Here is a 14,677-nt window from a genome sequence, read left to right on the forward strand (position 1 = left end):
GTTGTGGATTTCGGCTGATGTCGGCCGCCGAATCCGACCAAAATCCACGACTCGGCGAGGAGTATGGGTGTCGGGTGGTGCGTCGGCGGCGACATCCTGCTGTGAGTCGTTGAGTTGTGGATTTCGGCTGATGTCGGCCGCCGAATCCGACCAAAATCCACGACTCGGCGAGGAGTATGGGTGTCGGGTGGTGCGTCGGCGGCGACATTCTGCTGTGAGTCGTTGAGTTGTGGATTTCGGCTGATGTCGGCCGCCGAATCCGACCAAAATCGACAACTCGGCGAGGAGTATGGGTGTCGGGTGGTGCGTCGGCGGCGACATTCTGCTGTGAGTCGTTGAGTTGTGGATTTCGGCTGATGTCGGCCGCCGAATCCGACCAAAATCGACAACTCGGCGAGGAGTATGGGTGTCGGGTGGTGCGTCGGCGGCGACATTCTGCTGTGAGTCGTTGAGTTGTGTTTTGGCTGGTGTTGGCCGCGGAATTCGACCGAGATCGACGACTCGGCGAGGAGTTGGGTGTCGGGTGGTGCGTCGGCGGCGACATCCTGCTGTGGGTCGTTGGGTTGTGGATTTTGGTTGGTGTTGGCCGCGGAATCTGACCGAAATCGACGACTCGGCGAGGAGTTGGGTGTCGGGTGGTGCGTCGGCGGCGACATCCTGCTGTGGGTCGTTGAGTTGTGGATTTCGGCTGATGTCGGCCGCTGAATCCGACCACAATCCACGACTCGGCGGGGAACCTTCGTCGGGAGCGGAGCGGAGCGGAGCGGGGCGGGGCGGGAGCGGGCGGGAGCGGGGGTGGGGCGGGAGCGGGGGTGGGGCGGGGGCGACCACGCCGGTCGGGACGTGCTCGCGGTGCATTCGCGCAGCGACGACAGCCGTTCGGAGGCCGGCGCGGGAAGGCGAAGGGATCGGGGCGGGTGGGTCGGGGGGGTTCGGGTTTGGATGTTGGGGGTCGTGTGTGGATGAGTGTGGATGGGGTGATCGGGTAGGACGGTTCATGGTGACCGTTACGGTAACCGTTTGCCGCGGTTGTCGTGAGGAGCGACGAGTATTTTCGGGTGCACTCGATCGTCGTCCTGTATGACGATCCGCTCGGCGACGTGTTGGTCCCCCTCGTCGTCTTGCTCGCGGTCGTTGCCTTCAGCACCGGTTTCACGCGCTGGCGTATCCCGCGGTCGCCTACGCGCTGCGGTCTACGCGACCGGCCGCAGACCACATCTCACCGTGCTGAGGATAGGCCGCGGCAGGCGTCCTCGTGAACCAGGTCCCATTGGGCTGTGCAGGTCAACGCGTGGATCGTGCTCGGTGGATCAGGCGCTTGGTGACGGGGATGAGGAGGGCGAGGCCGATCATCGACAGGCTGATGATGGAGGCGTACCTGTCGATCATCAGGACGATGTCGACGGCTCGCTGACCGCTCCAGTAGCCGAGTGCTGCGATCAGGCCGGTCATGAGCACGGCACCGGCGAGGTCCAGCAGGAGGAAGACGGACAGCCGCATCCGTGCCCAGCCGGCCATCGCGTACACCACCGCGGTCGGAACGCCAGGCAGTACGGCGAGAAGCACGGCGACTCGCAGGACCCACGGCGGGAGCTCGGTGGTCCGGGCGGCGAAGCGCAGTACCCGTTGGCTGGTGGTGAACATCCGGATGATGCCCTCACCCCACTGCCGCCCGGTCCACCACGTCAGCCAGTCGAACTTCACCATCCCGGCCGCACCCGCGACGATCACCAACCACAGCGGCGCTTCCCCGATCCGCGCGAAAGCCGCCGCGGCGCCGATCGCCACCAGATCGCCGGTCAGGAACGCGAGCGCGACCGGATGCGACGCGACCAGGAACGGCTTGAGCGGACGCAACGCGAGCCCGAGTGCGACGACCCCGAGGATCGCGCCCATCAACGCAACGTCGACCCGGGTCGCGCGGCCCTGCCAGGGCACGAAGCGACGCCAGGCAGGAGATGCGTCCTGCTGAGCTTCGGACACCTCACGCCCCCAGCAGCGAGTCGCCCACCGGCGTACGGCGATAGACCACGCTGTTGCCGCGTCGAGTTCGTCCGACCAGACCCGCTCGCAGGAGGACCTGCAGGTGGTACGACACCGTCGGAGCACTCCACGGCAGTCGGCTGCTCAGCTCCTTCGTCGACTGGTGTTCGCCGAGCTCGGTCAGCAGTGCCGCACGCGTCTCGCCGAGGAGGTCGGCCAGTGCGCGATTGGGCGCCTGGACGGCGCGCTGCCAGAGTCGGCCGATGCCGTTCGCGCGGTAGACGACGGCCGGTTGCTCAGGACACTTCACCGTGAACTGCACCGGGCCGACGTGCGTCGAGGTCGGGATCATCAGTACGCCGTCGTCCGCCCAGTCGACGGTGACGTCGTACGGCCGGTCCAGGACGATGCCTTCGCCGTCCCACACCATGCCGCGGCCGAGGTCGTTGAGCATGGCGACGGCTCCGCGGGAGGCGAGCAGGTCGCTCTTGCGGCGTACGTCGTCCTCAAGGACTGCTGTGGTCCGGCTCCAGTCCGGTTCGATCGCGAGCTCGAAGAAGAGTTGCAGCGCCTTCGCGGCGGCCATGGCGACCGCTTCCGGGCCTTCGGCGATCACGCGCTCGAGCGGCTCGGGCGCCGTACGACGCCACCGCAGGTAGGTCTCCTCGTCGCCGAACAGCGCCACGACGTCGTCGCGGACCGGCCGGCCGCGCAGGCTGATGTCGAGTTGGCGCTCGATGTCGTCAGGGGAGCTGTTGGCGATGAGCCGCGCCTGCTCCTCGATCGTCACCGTAGGCCGCGCGGGCGGCGGCGTCAGGAAGTCCGGGGCGTAGTCGTGATCGGCCGGGACCAGCGCCTCCAGCAACGCCAGCTCACTGGCCGGCATCAACGATCGCGCCCGCGAGTACCAGGTCCTGGCGTGCTGCGCGGGATGCCCGTCGCGAAGGCGGACTGTGCTCACGACCTCCTGTGCAGGCGAGACGGCGAAGCGCGACCGACCAAGCTGATCCGCGGTCATCGTCAGGTGAATCGCCACCACTGCAGTATGCCGAGCAGCCCCCGCCAAGGAACCAGATTCGACCAGCTTCGAATCCGGTGTTACGTCAGGAGGGAAATGAGGATGGCGAGGGTGGTGAGGAGGGTGAAGGTGATGGCCAGGCGACGGCCGCGGGTGGTGCGGTGGTGGTGAGCCGTGCGGTCGAGGGTCCTGGCGCACGGGGTGAAGTCGGCGGCGTCGGGCGGCGCGAGCGCGCTGCTCAGGCGGCACAGCGGCGTACGGCGGGAGGCCTGGTGGGCTGCCTCCTGGATGACGAGCCGGCGCATGACCTCGCGCGGGTACGACGTGTCGGGTGGCAGCGCACGCTGGACGACGGCATGCGCCGCGGCCACCCGTCGGGGCCGGCTGATCGAAGGCGGGAGGATCAGGTAGGCCAGGTGGACCAGGAAGGCGTAGTCGTCGGGCAGCAACGCCTCGATCTGGGGTTCCTCACGCGTGGGTCCCTGAATCGGGCCCGGAACGAGTGGGGTCTGGACCGTGGCGGACATGCAACTCCTCGAATTGGCGTACCTCACACCCAACGAGCGAATCCCTGACCGGTCACGGACGGGTCGGCTACCCTCGGCCTCATGAGCACTGGTGACGGGGTGGCCGGACGGTGGGACGGGGTCGACATCCACTTCGGTGAGGAGGGTGGGCGGCTGACGTACGGCAGCTACCTGCGGCTGGCGCAGCTGCTGGACCAGCAGCGGCTGGAGTCGGATCCGCCGGCGCACGACGAGCTGCTGTTCATCACCATCCACCAGGTGTACGAGCTGTGGTTCAAGCAGGTGCTTCACGAGCTGACCGCGTCCCGGGACGCGATGCTGTCCGGTGAGCTGTGGCTGGCTGAGCACCTGCTCCGCCGGGTGCACACCATCGAGCGGACGCTGACCCAGCAGGTCGACATCCTGGAGACGATGACTCCGCAGGACTTCGGCGAGTTCCGGCACCGGTTGTCCCCGGCAAGCGGCTTCCAGTCGGTGCAGTACCGCGAGATCGAGTTCCTCTCCGGGGCCAAGGACCCGTCGTTCGTGAAGCGGTTCCGGGGCCTGACCGACGCCGAGAAGGCCCGCCTCGAGGAACGCCTGGCGGCGCCCACGCTCTGGGACGCGTATCTCGCCGTCCTCGAGAAGGCCGGATTCGCCACCGACTCCGAGGACGCGGTCCGCGACGCCCTCCGCAAGGTCGCCGGCGACCGCGCGCACTACGCCGCCGTCTGGGAGCTCGCCGAGGCCCTGGTCCAGCACGACGAGCTCGCCGCCGCCTGGCGAGCCCGGCACGTCGTCATGGTCGAGCGAATGATCGGCACCAAGCCCGGCACCGGCGGCTCGTCCGGCGCCGGCTACCTGCGCAGCCGCCTCGACCTGCGCTACTACCCGCTGCTCTGGGACTTGCGCTCGGCGCTCTGACCTACAAGAAAGGGCTGGACAGAGGGCACGAACAGGGTTGACCGTCTTAGTTTGCCTGCACGAATCGACCAGTTTACATGTTCGATCTACCTCGATAACATGACAGTATGTTCGCGCTCGAAGGACTGGAGGAGGCTCTGCAGACCCTTGGCGCGGTGCTCGAGAGCCGGCAGATCGAGAGCCGCATCCTTGTGGTCGGCGGTAGCAGCCTGCTGCTTCTTGGGGTCGTGAAACGACCGACAGCAGACCTCGACGTCGTGGGGCTGGTCGAGGACAACCACTACGTGAAGGCCGAGAGAATTCCTGCACCGCTCGCCGACGCGGCTCGTGAAGTCGGCGCAGCGCTCGGTCTGTCGGAGCGGTGGCTCAACAACGGGCCGGCTTCGCTGTTCGACTTCGGTCTGCCGGACCATTTCGAGGACCGGGTCACGGTACGGCGCTATGGATCACTCGAGGTTCATGTGGTCGGCAGGTACGACATGATCTGCTTCAAGCTGTACGCCGCCGTCGATCATTCCGGTGTTCGAACCAGCAAGCATCTGACCGATCTGCAAGCGTTGGCGCCGACAGCCGACGAGCTGGTAGCGGCGTCGCGGTGGACTCGGACGCACGACGACTCCGGCGGTTTCCGTCAGGAGCTCACGACGATCCTTGCGCAGTTGGGAGTTGAGGCCGGAGATGTCGACCTCTAGGAACCAGCGCTCATCCCTGCGTGAGCTCGAGCTCGAACTGCTCTGGGGAGCGTGGGCCGAGCTCGGGGTCTCGGGTTGGGGGCGGACTCACCGATCGTGGATCGTGGATCCGGAGCCGTTGATACTCCGCACAGCAGAGGTTGCCGACTTCGATCCCAGGCTTCGCGACGAGGCGCTCGACTGGTGCATTCACTACTGGCGCTACGTCTCACGGGTGCGCCTACGCGGTCTGTTGCGGAACAGACCGGAGGCCGCGGCGGCCTGGGGCTGGTTCGCGGCTACAGTCAACGAACACTCGACAGCTCGGTGGCCCGGGGCCACCGACGAGATTCCCTACGAGACCACCAATCGATCATCGCTGACGAGCATGAAACAGCCGTCTCGTGCTTGGCTGCGGATGCGAGCCGCGTTCGGTGTCGGCGCCAGGACGGAGATTCTCCGCTACTTCCTCTCCGGACCGTCACTTGGCTCGACGACGATCATCAGCGAGTGGATAGGTTATGCGAAGAGCAATGTCGTCAACGAATGCGACTCGCTCGAGAAGGCAGGAATCCTGCGCAGACGCCGGATCGGTAACCGGTTCTACTATTCACTGACACGATCGGAAGCACTGCAGGACTTCGTCGGCGAGCTCGGAGCGCACCGCCCGTCGTGGACAGCATTGCTCGACGTGACTGCTGCTCTTGTCGCGCTCGAGGATGCCGCGGAATGCTTGCCGCCTGCTGTGCTGATGGTCGAGTCACACAAGACGAACGGCCAGTTGGATGTGTTTCTCGATCAACTGAGCATCGAGGAACGACCCGATCTCAGCCGGTCCGACGAGTACTGGCCGAACACTCGAGAGTTTGCCTATGCCTATCTGTCGGCCTGGGCCTCAGGAGAGTGGGATCCTGCATCACCTCGGCGCTCTGAGTGATGAGAGTTCTCCAATCGTCGCGCTGAGAACCCGCACGGATCCCTAGACTGCCGCGCATGTGGAGCGTGACACGCGCTGCGGCCGTGGTCACGGTCCTCACCGCGGTATCGACGCTGCTCGGGTTCGCCCGGGACGTCGTCATCGCCGCGGTCTTCGGCGCCGGGGCAGCCCTGGACGCGTACTTCGTCGCGCAAGGCCTGATGAACGTCGTACTCGGCCTGGTCGCCGGCGCGATGGCCAAGGCCGCCGTACCCGTGACCGCACGCGAAGCCCGCGACGAGGACGGCCGTTGTCGCCCGCACCGCAGCTTCGACGTCGCGCTGTCGGTGACCTTGATCGTCCTGGGCCTCGGCTCGCTGGTGATGTGGATCGCGGTCACCCCCGTGCTCGCCGCCCTCGCTCCGGGCTTCGAGGGTGAGCAGGCCGAGCTCGCTCGCCAACTGACCCGAGTCGTGCTCGCCGCGACGGTCCTGATCGCCGGCACCAACCTGCTGGCCGGACTCGTCCAAGCCCATGGCCGCTTCGGCTGGTCCGGCTTCCAGGGCGTGCCGTTCAACCTCGTGATGATCGGAAGCGCTGCGATCTTCGGTCCCCAGTACGGCGTCATCGCGCTGGCATGGGGCTTCGTCGCGGGCTCTGCCACCCGCCTGCTCCTGCAACTGATCCCGGTGCATCAGTTGGGCATCCGGCTCCGCCCGTCGCTCCGCCTGGACGACCCGGGCTTCCGCGAGATCGCACGTCTCGTGCCCGCCCTGCTCGTCGGAAGCGCAGTCGGCAACGTCAACACCCTGGTCGACCGCGCGGTCGGTTCAACCCTTGCCGAAGGAACGATCTCGGCTCTCGGATACGCCTGGCGGCTGGTCAGTCTCGGCGAGACGTTGCTCGTCGCCTCGTTGCTCACGGCCCTCTATCCCGCCCTCGGCGCGTACGCGACGGATCGCGCCCGGATGCGGAAGCTCGTCGACCAAGGCCTCGCCGTGACAGCGGTGTGCCTGACACCGCTCTGCGTGATCCTGGTCTGCGCCGCAGAACCCTTGGTGACAACGGTCTTCGGCCACGGCGGGTTCTCGGACGACGATGCCGCGCTGGCTGCCAAGGCGATGGTCTTCTACGCCCCGGCGCTGCTCGCCCTCGGATGGCGTGAGCTCGTGGTCCGGGCGTCGTACGCGGTCGGCGACACGACTCGCCCGGTCGCGGTGGCCGTGGTGGCGATGGTGGTCAACGTCGTCGGCGACCTGACGCTTGGCCTGCGGTACGGCATCACCGGCCTGGCCGCCTCGACGACGTTGTCGCTCCTGCTGGCCGCGGCCGCGAACACCTGGCTACTAAGGCACCGGCACGACGGTGTCAGCCTCCGACCCGCGACGTTCCTTCTACTTCGATCGATGGCCCTCGCCGTCATCGCAGCCGGCGCCGGGCTCGCCGTACGCGTTCTGCTGACCCCGCATGCGGTCATCGAGTCCGCCTGCGTCGCGGTCACCGTCTGCGCCGTGTACGGCGCCGGACTGCTGGTCACCAAGGCGCCAGAGGGACGCCTGCTCCTGGACACGGTGAAGAGGCTGCGCGGCCGCGTCCGTCAGGCTGCATGAAAGGACTCTCATCGTGGATTCATCCACTCGCGCGGATTCGGCTGCCAGGCTGCGGACGAACCCGCGAAAGGACCTCGAGGAATGTCCGCTTGGACCACGATCGCCGTGCCGACCCGATGGCTGGAACCCACCGACGACCTGACCCTCGCGCTGGCCGAGCACCTGCCCGCGCTGTCCTCCGACGACACGATCGTGATCAGCGAGAAGGTCGCCGTACTGCTGTCCGGGGGCGCCGTCCCGATCGCCTCGCTGGGGGTCGGAGCCCTGGCGCGGTTCCTGGCCGGGAGAGTCCGGCCACGGTCGGGATCCCAGGGACTCTCGGTGCCCGCCAAGATGCAGTACGTCGTCCAGACGCAGGGCCGGGTGCGGATCAGTCTCGCCGTCCTGTGCGCCGGATTCACCCGGCCGCTCGGCCACAAGGGCATGTTCTACCGGGTGGCCGGCAACCTGGCGCGTGACCTCGACGGCGCGCGACCGCCGTACGACGACGTGCTCATCCCGCCGATGCCGCCGTACCAGGCTGTGGAGCTCTGCCGGCGCCTGGAGGCGAGGTTCCAGGCCGGGGTGGCGATCGTGGACATCAACGACTTCGGTGGATCGATCCGGGCGACGTCGTCCCGGTCGCTGCCGCCGGCCGACCTGCTCCGGATCCTCGGCGGGAACCCGCTGGGCCAGCGCCGGACCGGCACCCCGTTCGGCGTCGTCCGGCGGGCCACAGCCGATCTAGTTGCTGGCAGCAACGAGACGTCGCCGGTGCCGAGCCTCGGCGGGAGTGGCCCGAGCGGCCACCCCTCCTCCTGCTGACGAGGCTCCGAACGGGCCGCCCGGGCTTCACCCCCCACCGGGCGGCCCCTTCGTCTGTCAGTCCAGCAGCTCCGGGCCGGGCGCGAGGCGATAGCCCATGCCCCCGACGGTCTCGATCCGTTCTGGGCCGAGCTTCTTGCGCAGGTACCGGACGTAGACGTCGACGATGTTCGACCCGGGGTCGTAGTCGTACCCCCAGATGTGGCTGAGCAACTGCTGCCGCGACAGCACCTGGCCGGGGTTGCGCAGGAACATCTCCACCAGCACGAACTCCCGCGCGGTCAGCTCCACCACCCGCCCGTCCGCGGAGGCACGCCGGCTGCGCAGGTCGAGCGACAGGTCGCCGCAGCGCAGCACTGTGGGCTCCGCCGTCCGGTCGTCGCGCAGCCGCAACCGGATCCTGGCCAGCAGTTCCTCGAACCGGAACGGCTTGGGGATGTAGTCGTCCGCACCGCCTTCGAGCCCGGCGACGGTGTCGTCGACGGAGTCCCGGGCGGTCAGGATCACGACCGGCATCGTGCTGCCCGCCGCGCGCAACCGGGCCAGCACCGTGAAGCCGTCCAGGTCCGGCAGTCCGAGGTCGAGCACCAGCAGGTCGAACTCGCTGCTCAGCGCCCGCTCCAGGGCGAGCTGCCCGAAGCCCACGGTGGTCGGCGTGAAGCCGTTCGCCCGCAGGCCTTTCGCGACGAACGACGCGATCAGCTCCTCGTCCTCCGCGATCAGGATGCGGTTCACGACCGGTCCTGGTGACTCACTGTGGTTCCCCCAGGGATCTCGTACGGCGACGCCGTCCGCGGAATCTCCAGCCGGAAGGTCGCGCCACTGCCCGGCGGCGACTCCACCCAGGCATGACCGCCGTGGGCTTCGGCGATGGCCTGCACGATCGCCAGGCCGAGCCCGGAGCCCTCCGCCCGTTGGCCGCCGCGCCCACGCCGGAAGCGTTCGAAGATCCGGATGGTGTCCTCGGCCGGGACCCCCATCCCGCTGTCCCGGACCCAGAACCGGACCACGCTCGCGTTCGCCGACGACCCGATCGCGATCACATCATCGGGGCCGGTGAACTTGACCGCGTTCTCGGCCAGTTGCACCAGCGCCTGGGTCAGCCGCTGCGCGTCGGCCGCGATCGTCGCCTGGGCCCGTTGATCGATACGCCACTGGCGCTTGCCGAGGGTACGCGCCTTGTCGAACACCTCGTCGGTCAGCATCTCGACATCGACCGGCGCGGGGCGCAGGAAGTCCGGCCGCTGTGCCCGGGCGAGCAGCACCAGATCCTCGACCAGCCGGCTCATCCGGTCCAGCTCGCCGACCAGCAGCGTCCGGGTCTCGGCGACGTCACGCGGGTCGGACTCGTCCAGCAGCTCCAAGTGGCCGCGCACGATCGTGATCGGCGTCCGCAGCTCGTGCCCGGCGTCGTTCAGGAACTCCCGCTGAGTGGCGAACGCATCCTCCAGCCGGTCCAGCATCGCATTGAACGTGCGGGCCAGCTCGGACACGTCGTCGTGCCCGGTGACGTCGATCCGGCGGGTCAGGTCGGTGTCGCTGATTGCCAGCGCGGTTCGCCGTACGTCGCGAATCGGGCGGAGCAACCGGCCGGCCGTCAGCCAGGCGGCCAGCGCGACCACGGCCAAGGCAACGACTGCGACGGCGAGGTAGGTGCGGATCACGTCGGCGAACTCGCCGTGCTCGGAGGCCGTGAAGTAGGCGACCACGAAGGTGCCTTGGTGATCGGACTGTTTGACCGGCATCGTCGCGTACCGGACCGGTCCGTCGGGTGAGTCGTAGCTGCCGAACACCGGGACGTCCGAGCCCGTCGTCGCGGCCCGGAACCGGATCGTTGTGCAGCGGGAGGGCGTCGCGAGGCGTGAAGGTCCGGTCGGGCAGGAACGCGACGATGGTCTGGTGCTCGTCCGGCACGTTCCGGCTCATCGCGACCTGGAGCAGCCGGTCGACGCTGGTGAACGGCTGCCCGGTGCCAGGATCGATCCCGGTCCGGTGGAACTCGGCGAACTCCGCGATCTCCTGCTGCAGCGAGCGGTCGATCCGGACGTCGATGCGCTCGGTCTCGAGCAGGTACGCCGTACCGGCGGCGCCGGCCATGCCGAGGGCGGTGAGCACGATGACCCAGGCCAGGATCCGGGCCCGGACCGACCGGACCACCTCCGAGCCCGCGCCGACCAGCCGGCCGACCCCGGCCGGCTGCTCAGCCGTCCCCGCCTGCTTCGCCGTCGTCCCCGTCCGTTGCGCCTGCACTGCCGTTGCGGTCGTCATCATCATCGTCCATGCCTTCACCCCGGGTGCTGGACCGCACCGGCCGGCTCGGCTTCGGGGCCGGTTTCGGCGCCGTGGCCTGGGTCCGGGCCGGTGCCCGGGTCTTCGTCGCGGTCGGTGCCGGCGCCGGTTCCGGCGTCGGCGTGACCGTGTGAGGTGGTGTAGCCGGGGTACTCGGTCCGGGCACGACCAACGGTTCGCCGAGATCGGGCGGATCGGCCTTCGCGCCGAACAGCGCGGCCGCCGCGACCCCGAAACCGGCCGCTCCGGTCAGCGCCAACGTCACCAGCCTGGGAGACAAGAGCATGCTCAGACTATGGCGCGCCCAGCAGGCGCCCCCATGAAATCTGGATGAGAATCCCTTCATCGACCGCCCCGCCTCGAGGGAGTTCCGCTTGTGAAGGTCTATTCCGACGTCGGCTCGCAGCGGTTCGGGCAGGTGCTGGGTGATCTGATGCTGGTGGGGTGGGTCTGGCTGTGTGTGCAGCTCGGCCGGCTGATCTTCCGGATCACCAACGCACTCGGCACCCCCGGGCGGAAGGCGGCCGAGGCGGGCGACGGGTTGGCGGGTGACCTGCGCAGGCTGTCGGAGCCGATCGGGAAGGTGCCGGCGGTCGGCGATCAGCTCCGGTCGCCGGTGGATGGAGCCGCCGCCGCGGCCGGGCGGCTCGCACAGGCCGGGCGGGACCAGGCGCACGCGGTGGAGCAACTCGCCTACGTGCTGGCCGGTGTGACGATCGGGCTGCCGGTGCTGTTCGCATTGCTGCTCTGGCTGCCGCGTCGGATCCGGTTCTCCCGGCGGGCGACCGCAGCGCAGAAGTTCATCGACAACGATGCGGACCTGGACCTGTTCGCGCTTCGGGCGATGGCCAACCAGCCGATGCACCGGCTGGCCAAGATCTCCGACGACCCGGTCGCCGCGTGGCGCGAAGGCGACCGGGACATCATCGGCCGGCTCGCCGACCTGGAGCTCCGCAGCACCGGCCTGAAAGCACCTTCGTAACGACCTCACAGAGGGTGCCTCTTCGAGGCACTACTCTCATCGCATGGCGCGGGTGTTGCTGGTCGAGGACGATCATGCGATCCGGACGTCGCTGGGCAAGTCCCTGACGGCGGCCGGGCATGTCGTCACGGCCGTGGCCGCCGGCGCCGACGGGGTCGCCGTGGTGGCCCGGGACCGGCCCGACGTACTGCTGCTCGATCTCGGCCTGCCCGACCTGGACGGCCGGGACGTGCTGGCGATGGTTCGTTCGGTGAGCGACGTACCGGTGATCGTGGCGACGGCGCGTGACGACGACGCCAGCGTGGTCAAGCTGCTCGATGCGGGCGCGGACGACTACGTGATCAAGCCGTTCAGCTCGGCCCAGATCGACGCGCGGATCCGTGCCGTCCTGCGCCGCCTCGGCCAGGACCAGCAAGGCGAGACGATCGTCGACCTCGGGGCGCTGCGGATCGACCCGCGCAGTCGCGAGGTGACCGTCGATGGCGCGCCGGTCGACCTGACCCGCAAGGAGTTCGACCTGCTGCTCGCGCTGTCCCGCCGGCCCGGCGCGGTGGTCAGCAAGCGTGAGTTGCTCGCCGAGGTGTGGGGCCTGCCATGGGGTGGCGGCGACCGTACGGTCGACGTCCACCTGTCCTGGTTGCGCCGCAAGCTGGGGGAGACGGCGGCCGAACCGCGGTTCCTGCACTCGGTTCGCGGTGTCGGCGTGAAGCTGTCGGGCGGCTGACCATGCGCCGGCGGATCCTGCTCCTGTCGGTCGGCATGACCACGCTGGTCGTGCTGGCGTTCGCCGTACCGCTGATCATCCTGCTGCGGAGCACGACCGCGTCGGAGTCGAAGGAACAGGCGCGGTACCGGGCCGAGTCGGTGGCCTACTACGTCGGCGACAAGGCCCACACGCCGGACGACATCACGGCGTACATCGAAGGCCTGGAGAACGAAGGGCCCGGCAACATCTCGGTGCGGCTGGCCGACGGTACGACGCTGGGCAAGCCACCACCCGGTGGAGTCTCGGCGCCGAAGCCGCTGCCGAGTGACTACGACGACGGCGACGACGGCAAGAAGGGACCGCCGAAGATCGGTGACGCCGACTACCGCGACGTCGGCGGCGGGATGGCGGTCGAGGTCGGCGTCGGCACCGAGGACGGCCCCGCCTCCGTCTGCCTGTTCCTGACCGCCGACGAGTTGTACGACGGCCTCGTCCCGCGGGTCCTGATCCTGATCGGCGGCAGCCTGCTCGTCCTGCTGCTCAGCATCGTCGGCGCCGAGCTCGTCTCCCGCCGCCTCGCCCGCCCACTCGAAGAGACAGCGCGTACGGCGGAACGCCTGGCTCGCGGCGACATGGACGCCCGTGCTCCGACGACCGGCCCGGCCGAGGTCGCCAAGGTCGGCGCCGCCCTCAACGGGTTGGCCGACCGGATCGACGAGGTGATCGCCGTCGAACGCGAGGCCGTCGCCGACCTGTCCCATCGCCTCCGGACACCATTGACCGCACTCCGACTGCAGGTCGAGGCACTGCCGGATCGCGAGCGCGCCGAGGAGCTCAACACCCAGGTGAACAGCCTGGAGCGGACCCTGACCGCGGTGATCAGCGCGGCCCGACGACCACAGCGAGAAGGCCGCGTGCCGCACTGCGACGCGGTTGAGGTGACGCGCAACCGGGCCGCCTTCTGGGAACCGCTCTTCGAGGACCAGGGCCGGGAGCTCGCACTCGACCTGCCGAGGCCGCCGGCCATGGTCCGCTCGTCCGCCGAGGACCTCGGCGCCGCGCTGGACGCGCTGGTCGAGAACGTGGTCGCGCACACCCCCGATGGCACACCGGCCCGGATCACGCTGACGCGCGAGCCGCACGGCGTACGCATCGTCGTCGCCGACAAGGGGCCGGGGATCCCGCTCGGCGCCGGCGAACGCGGCCGCAGCGACCGCGGCTCCACCGGCCTCGGCCTCGACATCGCCCGCCGCTGCGCCGAAGCCGCGGGTGGTCAGCTGACCATCGGCCGCAACGAGGTTGTGCTTACTCTCGCGACTCCGTGAGGCTGTGCAGCGTGGTGCGGGGAGACTGTCCGTACTCGGCGCGATAGGCGGCTGCGAACCGGCCGTGGTGGTGGAAACCCCAGTGAGCGGCGATCGACGTGACGCTGGTCGTGGCGGCGTCGGCTTCCTGCAGTGCTTGGTGCGCCAGCGCCAGCCGGACCCGCCGGACGTAGCCCATCGGCGTCGTGCCGAGATGGTGCTGGAACGCCAACTGGACCGCGCGTGGCGTGACCGACACGGCCCGTGCGATGTCGGCCAGGCTGAGGTCGGACTGCGGGTGCGACTCGATGAAATCGATCGCCCGTCGCAGGGTGGCCGGATGGGCGTCGCGACGGTCGCCGGCGACAGTCTCCGTCGGCACGGTGCTGGGGAACGCGTTGAGCACGCTGGCAGCCAGCAATTGTGAGGCGGTTGAGGCGACCAGGCTGCCGGCCGGGATGTCGGGTTGGGAAAGCACCGAGTCACGCAGGTAGCTGATGGTGTCGATCAACTGGCGCCCGGCCGCAGGCGAAACCGGCCGGTGATCGAGCAGCCGCACCGGGGCCGAGCTGATGCCGGCGACCTGGGTCAGCAGTTGCGGGTCGAACATGACGATGTTGTAGCGGGAGTGCCGGATCGTTCCCCGGTACGGCCGGTCGGGTGGCGCGAAGGCGAACACCTCACCCGGACCGAAGCTCTCCCGCCAGCCGTCGGTCTCCTGGTCCTCGATGCCGCCGGACTCGATCAGGCACAGGCAGATCCGGCCCAGCGGGTCCGCGTCGTACTGCATGTCGAAGCCGATGTCGATCCGGTCGATGCTGACGGAAGCGATCACGTCACGGATGACCTCGGCGTGGAAGTGCTCGCTGGAGCTGCCGATCTGCATCGTCGTGTACGCGCTGTTCAGGAACTCCTCGGTGTCGGCGACATCGCGGCTGCTGAACACGAGCGACTCCATCACGCC

At 68.8% G+C, this 14,677-nt stretch carries 15 protein-coding genes; 9 read left to right on the plus strand and 6 right to left on the minus strand.

The genetic code is table 11. The features are described 5' to 3' along the window. Positions 1-1,284: 1,284 nt before the first annotated feature. The 3 genes from AB0H36_RS29920 to AB0H36_RS29930 all read right to left on the minus strand — a co-directional run bounded on the left by AB0H36_RS29920 (position 1,285) and on the right by AB0H36_RS29930 (position 3,528). A complete protein-coding gene (locus AB0H36_RS29920; RefSeq protein WP_360530793.1) occupies positions 1,285-1,983 on the minus strand; it encodes a VTT domain-containing protein in 699 nt (232 codons plus the stop codon). 1 nt (position 1,984) lies between these two features. Continuing rightward, positions 1,985-3,019, minus strand: coding sequence for a helix-turn-helix domain-containing protein (locus AB0H36_RS29925; RefSeq protein ID WP_360530796.1), 1,035 nt, complete (start codon positions 3,017-3,019; stop codon positions 1,985-1,987). A 62-nt stretch (positions 3,020-3,081) separates the two neighbouring features. Next, positions 3,082-3,528: a hypothetical protein gene (locus tag AB0H36_RS29930; protein ID WP_360530799.1), complete on the minus strand. Its 447-nt coding sequence runs from the start codon at positions 3,526-3,528 to the stop codon at positions 3,082-3,084. A gap of 81 nt (positions 3,529-3,609) precedes the next feature. On the opposite strand from AB0H36_RS29930, the gene AB0H36_RS29935 reads away from it, so the two are divergent. The 5 genes from AB0H36_RS29935 to AB0H36_RS29955 all read left to right on the plus strand — a co-directional run bounded on the left by AB0H36_RS29935 (position 3,610) and on the right by AB0H36_RS29955 (position 8,432). Next, positions 3,610-4,431 carry a tryptophan 2,3-dioxygenase family protein gene (locus tag AB0H36_RS29935; protein WP_360530802.1) on the plus strand — a complete coding sequence of 274 codons (822 nt, stop codon included), beginning with the start codon at positions 3,610-3,612 and terminating at the stop codon, positions 4,429-4,431. A 107-nt stretch (positions 4,432-4,538) separates the two neighbouring features. Continuing rightward, positions 4,539-5,123, plus strand: coding sequence for a DUF6036 family nucleotidyltransferase (locus AB0H36_RS29940; RefSeq protein WP_360530805.1), 585 nt, complete (start codon positions 4,539-4,541; stop codon positions 5,121-5,123). A 103-nt stretch (positions 5,124-5,226) separates the two neighbouring features. Then, positions 5,227-6,039: a winged helix-turn-helix domain-containing protein gene (locus AB0H36_RS29945; protein WP_360530808.1), complete on the plus strand. Its 813-nt coding sequence runs from the start codon at positions 5,227-5,229 to the stop codon at positions 6,037-6,039. 56 nt (positions 6,040-6,095) lie between these two features. Further along, positions 6,096-7,628, plus strand: coding sequence for a murein biosynthesis integral membrane protein MurJ (gene murJ / locus AB0H36_RS29950; RefSeq protein WP_360530811.1), 1,533 nt, complete (start codon positions 6,096-6,098; stop codon positions 7,626-7,628). An 81-nt stretch (positions 7,629-7,709) separates the two neighbouring features. Further along, positions 7,710-8,432 carry a hypothetical protein gene (locus AB0H36_RS29955; RefSeq protein ID WP_360530814.1) on the plus strand — a complete coding sequence of 241 codons (723 nt, stop codon included), beginning with the start codon at positions 7,710-7,712 and terminating at the stop codon, positions 8,430-8,432. A 57-nt stretch (positions 8,433-8,489) separates the two neighbouring features. Here AB0H36_RS29955 and AB0H36_RS29960 read toward each other — a convergent pair whose 3' ends face one another. Together AB0H36_RS29960 and AB0H36_RS29965 are read right to left on the minus strand one after the other, a co-directional pair. Continuing rightward, positions 8,490-9,167 (minus strand): response regulator transcription factor, encoded by a 678-nt coding sequence (locus AB0H36_RS29960; RefSeq protein ID WP_360530817.1) that lies wholly within the window; start codon positions 9,165-9,167, stop codon positions 8,490-8,492. Next, on the minus strand, positions 9,164-10,225 hold the full coding sequence (locus tag AB0H36_RS29965) for a HAMP domain-containing sensor histidine kinase (protein WP_360530820.1): 1,062 nt from the start codon (positions 10,223-10,225) through the stop codon (positions 9,164-9,166). The genes AB0H36_RS29960 and AB0H36_RS29965 overlap by 4 nt, the downstream gene beginning before the upstream one ends. Before the next feature lie 486 nt (positions 10,226-10,711). Between AB0H36_RS29965 and AB0H36_RS29970 the strand changes: the two genes are divergently transcribed. From AB0H36_RS29970 to AB0H36_RS29985, 4 genes are all read left to right on the plus strand, one after another. Then, the gene (locus AB0H36_RS29970) at positions 10,712-10,855 is read left to right on the plus strand and encodes a hypothetical protein (RefSeq protein ID WP_360530823.1); all 144 of its coding nucleotides are present in this window, start codon (positions 10,712-10,714) and stop codon (positions 10,853-10,855) included. Between the two features lie 242 nt (positions 10,856-11,097). Further along, positions 11,098-11,703, plus strand: coding sequence for a hypothetical protein (locus tag AB0H36_RS29975; RefSeq protein ID WP_360530826.1), 606 nt, complete (start codon positions 11,098-11,100; stop codon positions 11,701-11,703). A gap of 43 nt (positions 11,704-11,746) precedes the next feature. Further along, positions 11,747-12,427: a response regulator transcription factor gene (locus AB0H36_RS29980; RefSeq protein ID WP_360530829.1), complete on the plus strand. Its 681-nt coding sequence runs from the start codon at positions 11,747-11,749 to the stop codon at positions 12,425-12,427. Positions 12,428-12,429: 2 nt separating this feature from the next. Continuing rightward, complete coding sequence (locus AB0H36_RS29985) at positions 12,430-13,734, plus strand: HAMP domain-containing sensor histidine kinase (protein WP_360530832.1); 1,305 nt, start codon at positions 12,430-12,432, stop codon at positions 13,732-13,734. Here AB0H36_RS29985 and AB0H36_RS29990 read toward each other — a convergent pair. Next, positions 13,715-14,671, minus strand: coding sequence for a helix-turn-helix transcriptional regulator (locus AB0H36_RS29990; protein ID WP_360530835.1), 957 nt, complete (start codon positions 14,669-14,671; stop codon positions 13,715-13,717). The two genes, AB0H36_RS29985 and AB0H36_RS29990, sit on opposite strands and share 20 nt — an antisense overlap. Positions 14,672-14,677 lie beyond the last annotated feature (6 nt).

The organism is Kribbella sp. NPDC050820, assembly GCF_040653975.1.
Taxonomy (GTDB): domain Bacteria; phylum Actinomycetota; class Actinomycetes; order Propionibacteriales; family Kribbellaceae; genus Kribbella.

Coding starts and splice junctions, on each gene's coding strand:
- AB0H36_RS29980 (WP_360530829.1), top strand. CDS start 11,747: ATGGCGCGGGTGTTGCTGGTCGAGGACGATCATGCGATCCGGACGTCG.
- AB0H36_RS29985 (WP_360530832.1), top strand. CDS start 12,430: ATGCGCCGGCGGATCCTGCTCCTGTCGGTCGGCATGACCACGCTGGTC.
- AB0H36_RS29990 (WP_360530835.1), bottom strand. CDS start 14,671: ATGGAGTCGCTCGTGTTCAGCAGCCGCGATGTCGCCGACACCGAGGAG.
- AB0H36_RS29940 (WP_360530805.1), top strand. CDS start 4,539: ATGTTCGCGCTCGAAGGACTGGAGGAGGCTCTGCAGACCCTTGGCGCG.
- AB0H36_RS29970 (WP_360530823.1), top strand. CDS start 10,712: ATGCCTTCACCCCGGGTGCTGGACCGCACCGGCCGGCTCGGCTTCGGG.
- AB0H36_RS29935 (WP_360530802.1), top strand. CDS start 3,610: ATGAGCACTGGTGACGGGGTGGCCGGACGGTGGGACGGGGTCGACATC.
- murJ (WP_360530811.1), top strand. CDS start 6,096: ATGTGGAGCGTGACACGCGCTGCGGCCGTGGTCACGGTCCTCACCGCG.
- AB0H36_RS29930 (WP_360530799.1), bottom strand. CDS start 3,528: ATGTCCGCCACGGTCCAGACCCCACTCGTTCCGGGCCCGATTCAGGGA.
- AB0H36_RS29955 (WP_360530814.1), top strand. CDS start 7,710: ATGTCCGCTTGGACCACGATCGCCGTGCCGACCCGATGGCTGGAACCC.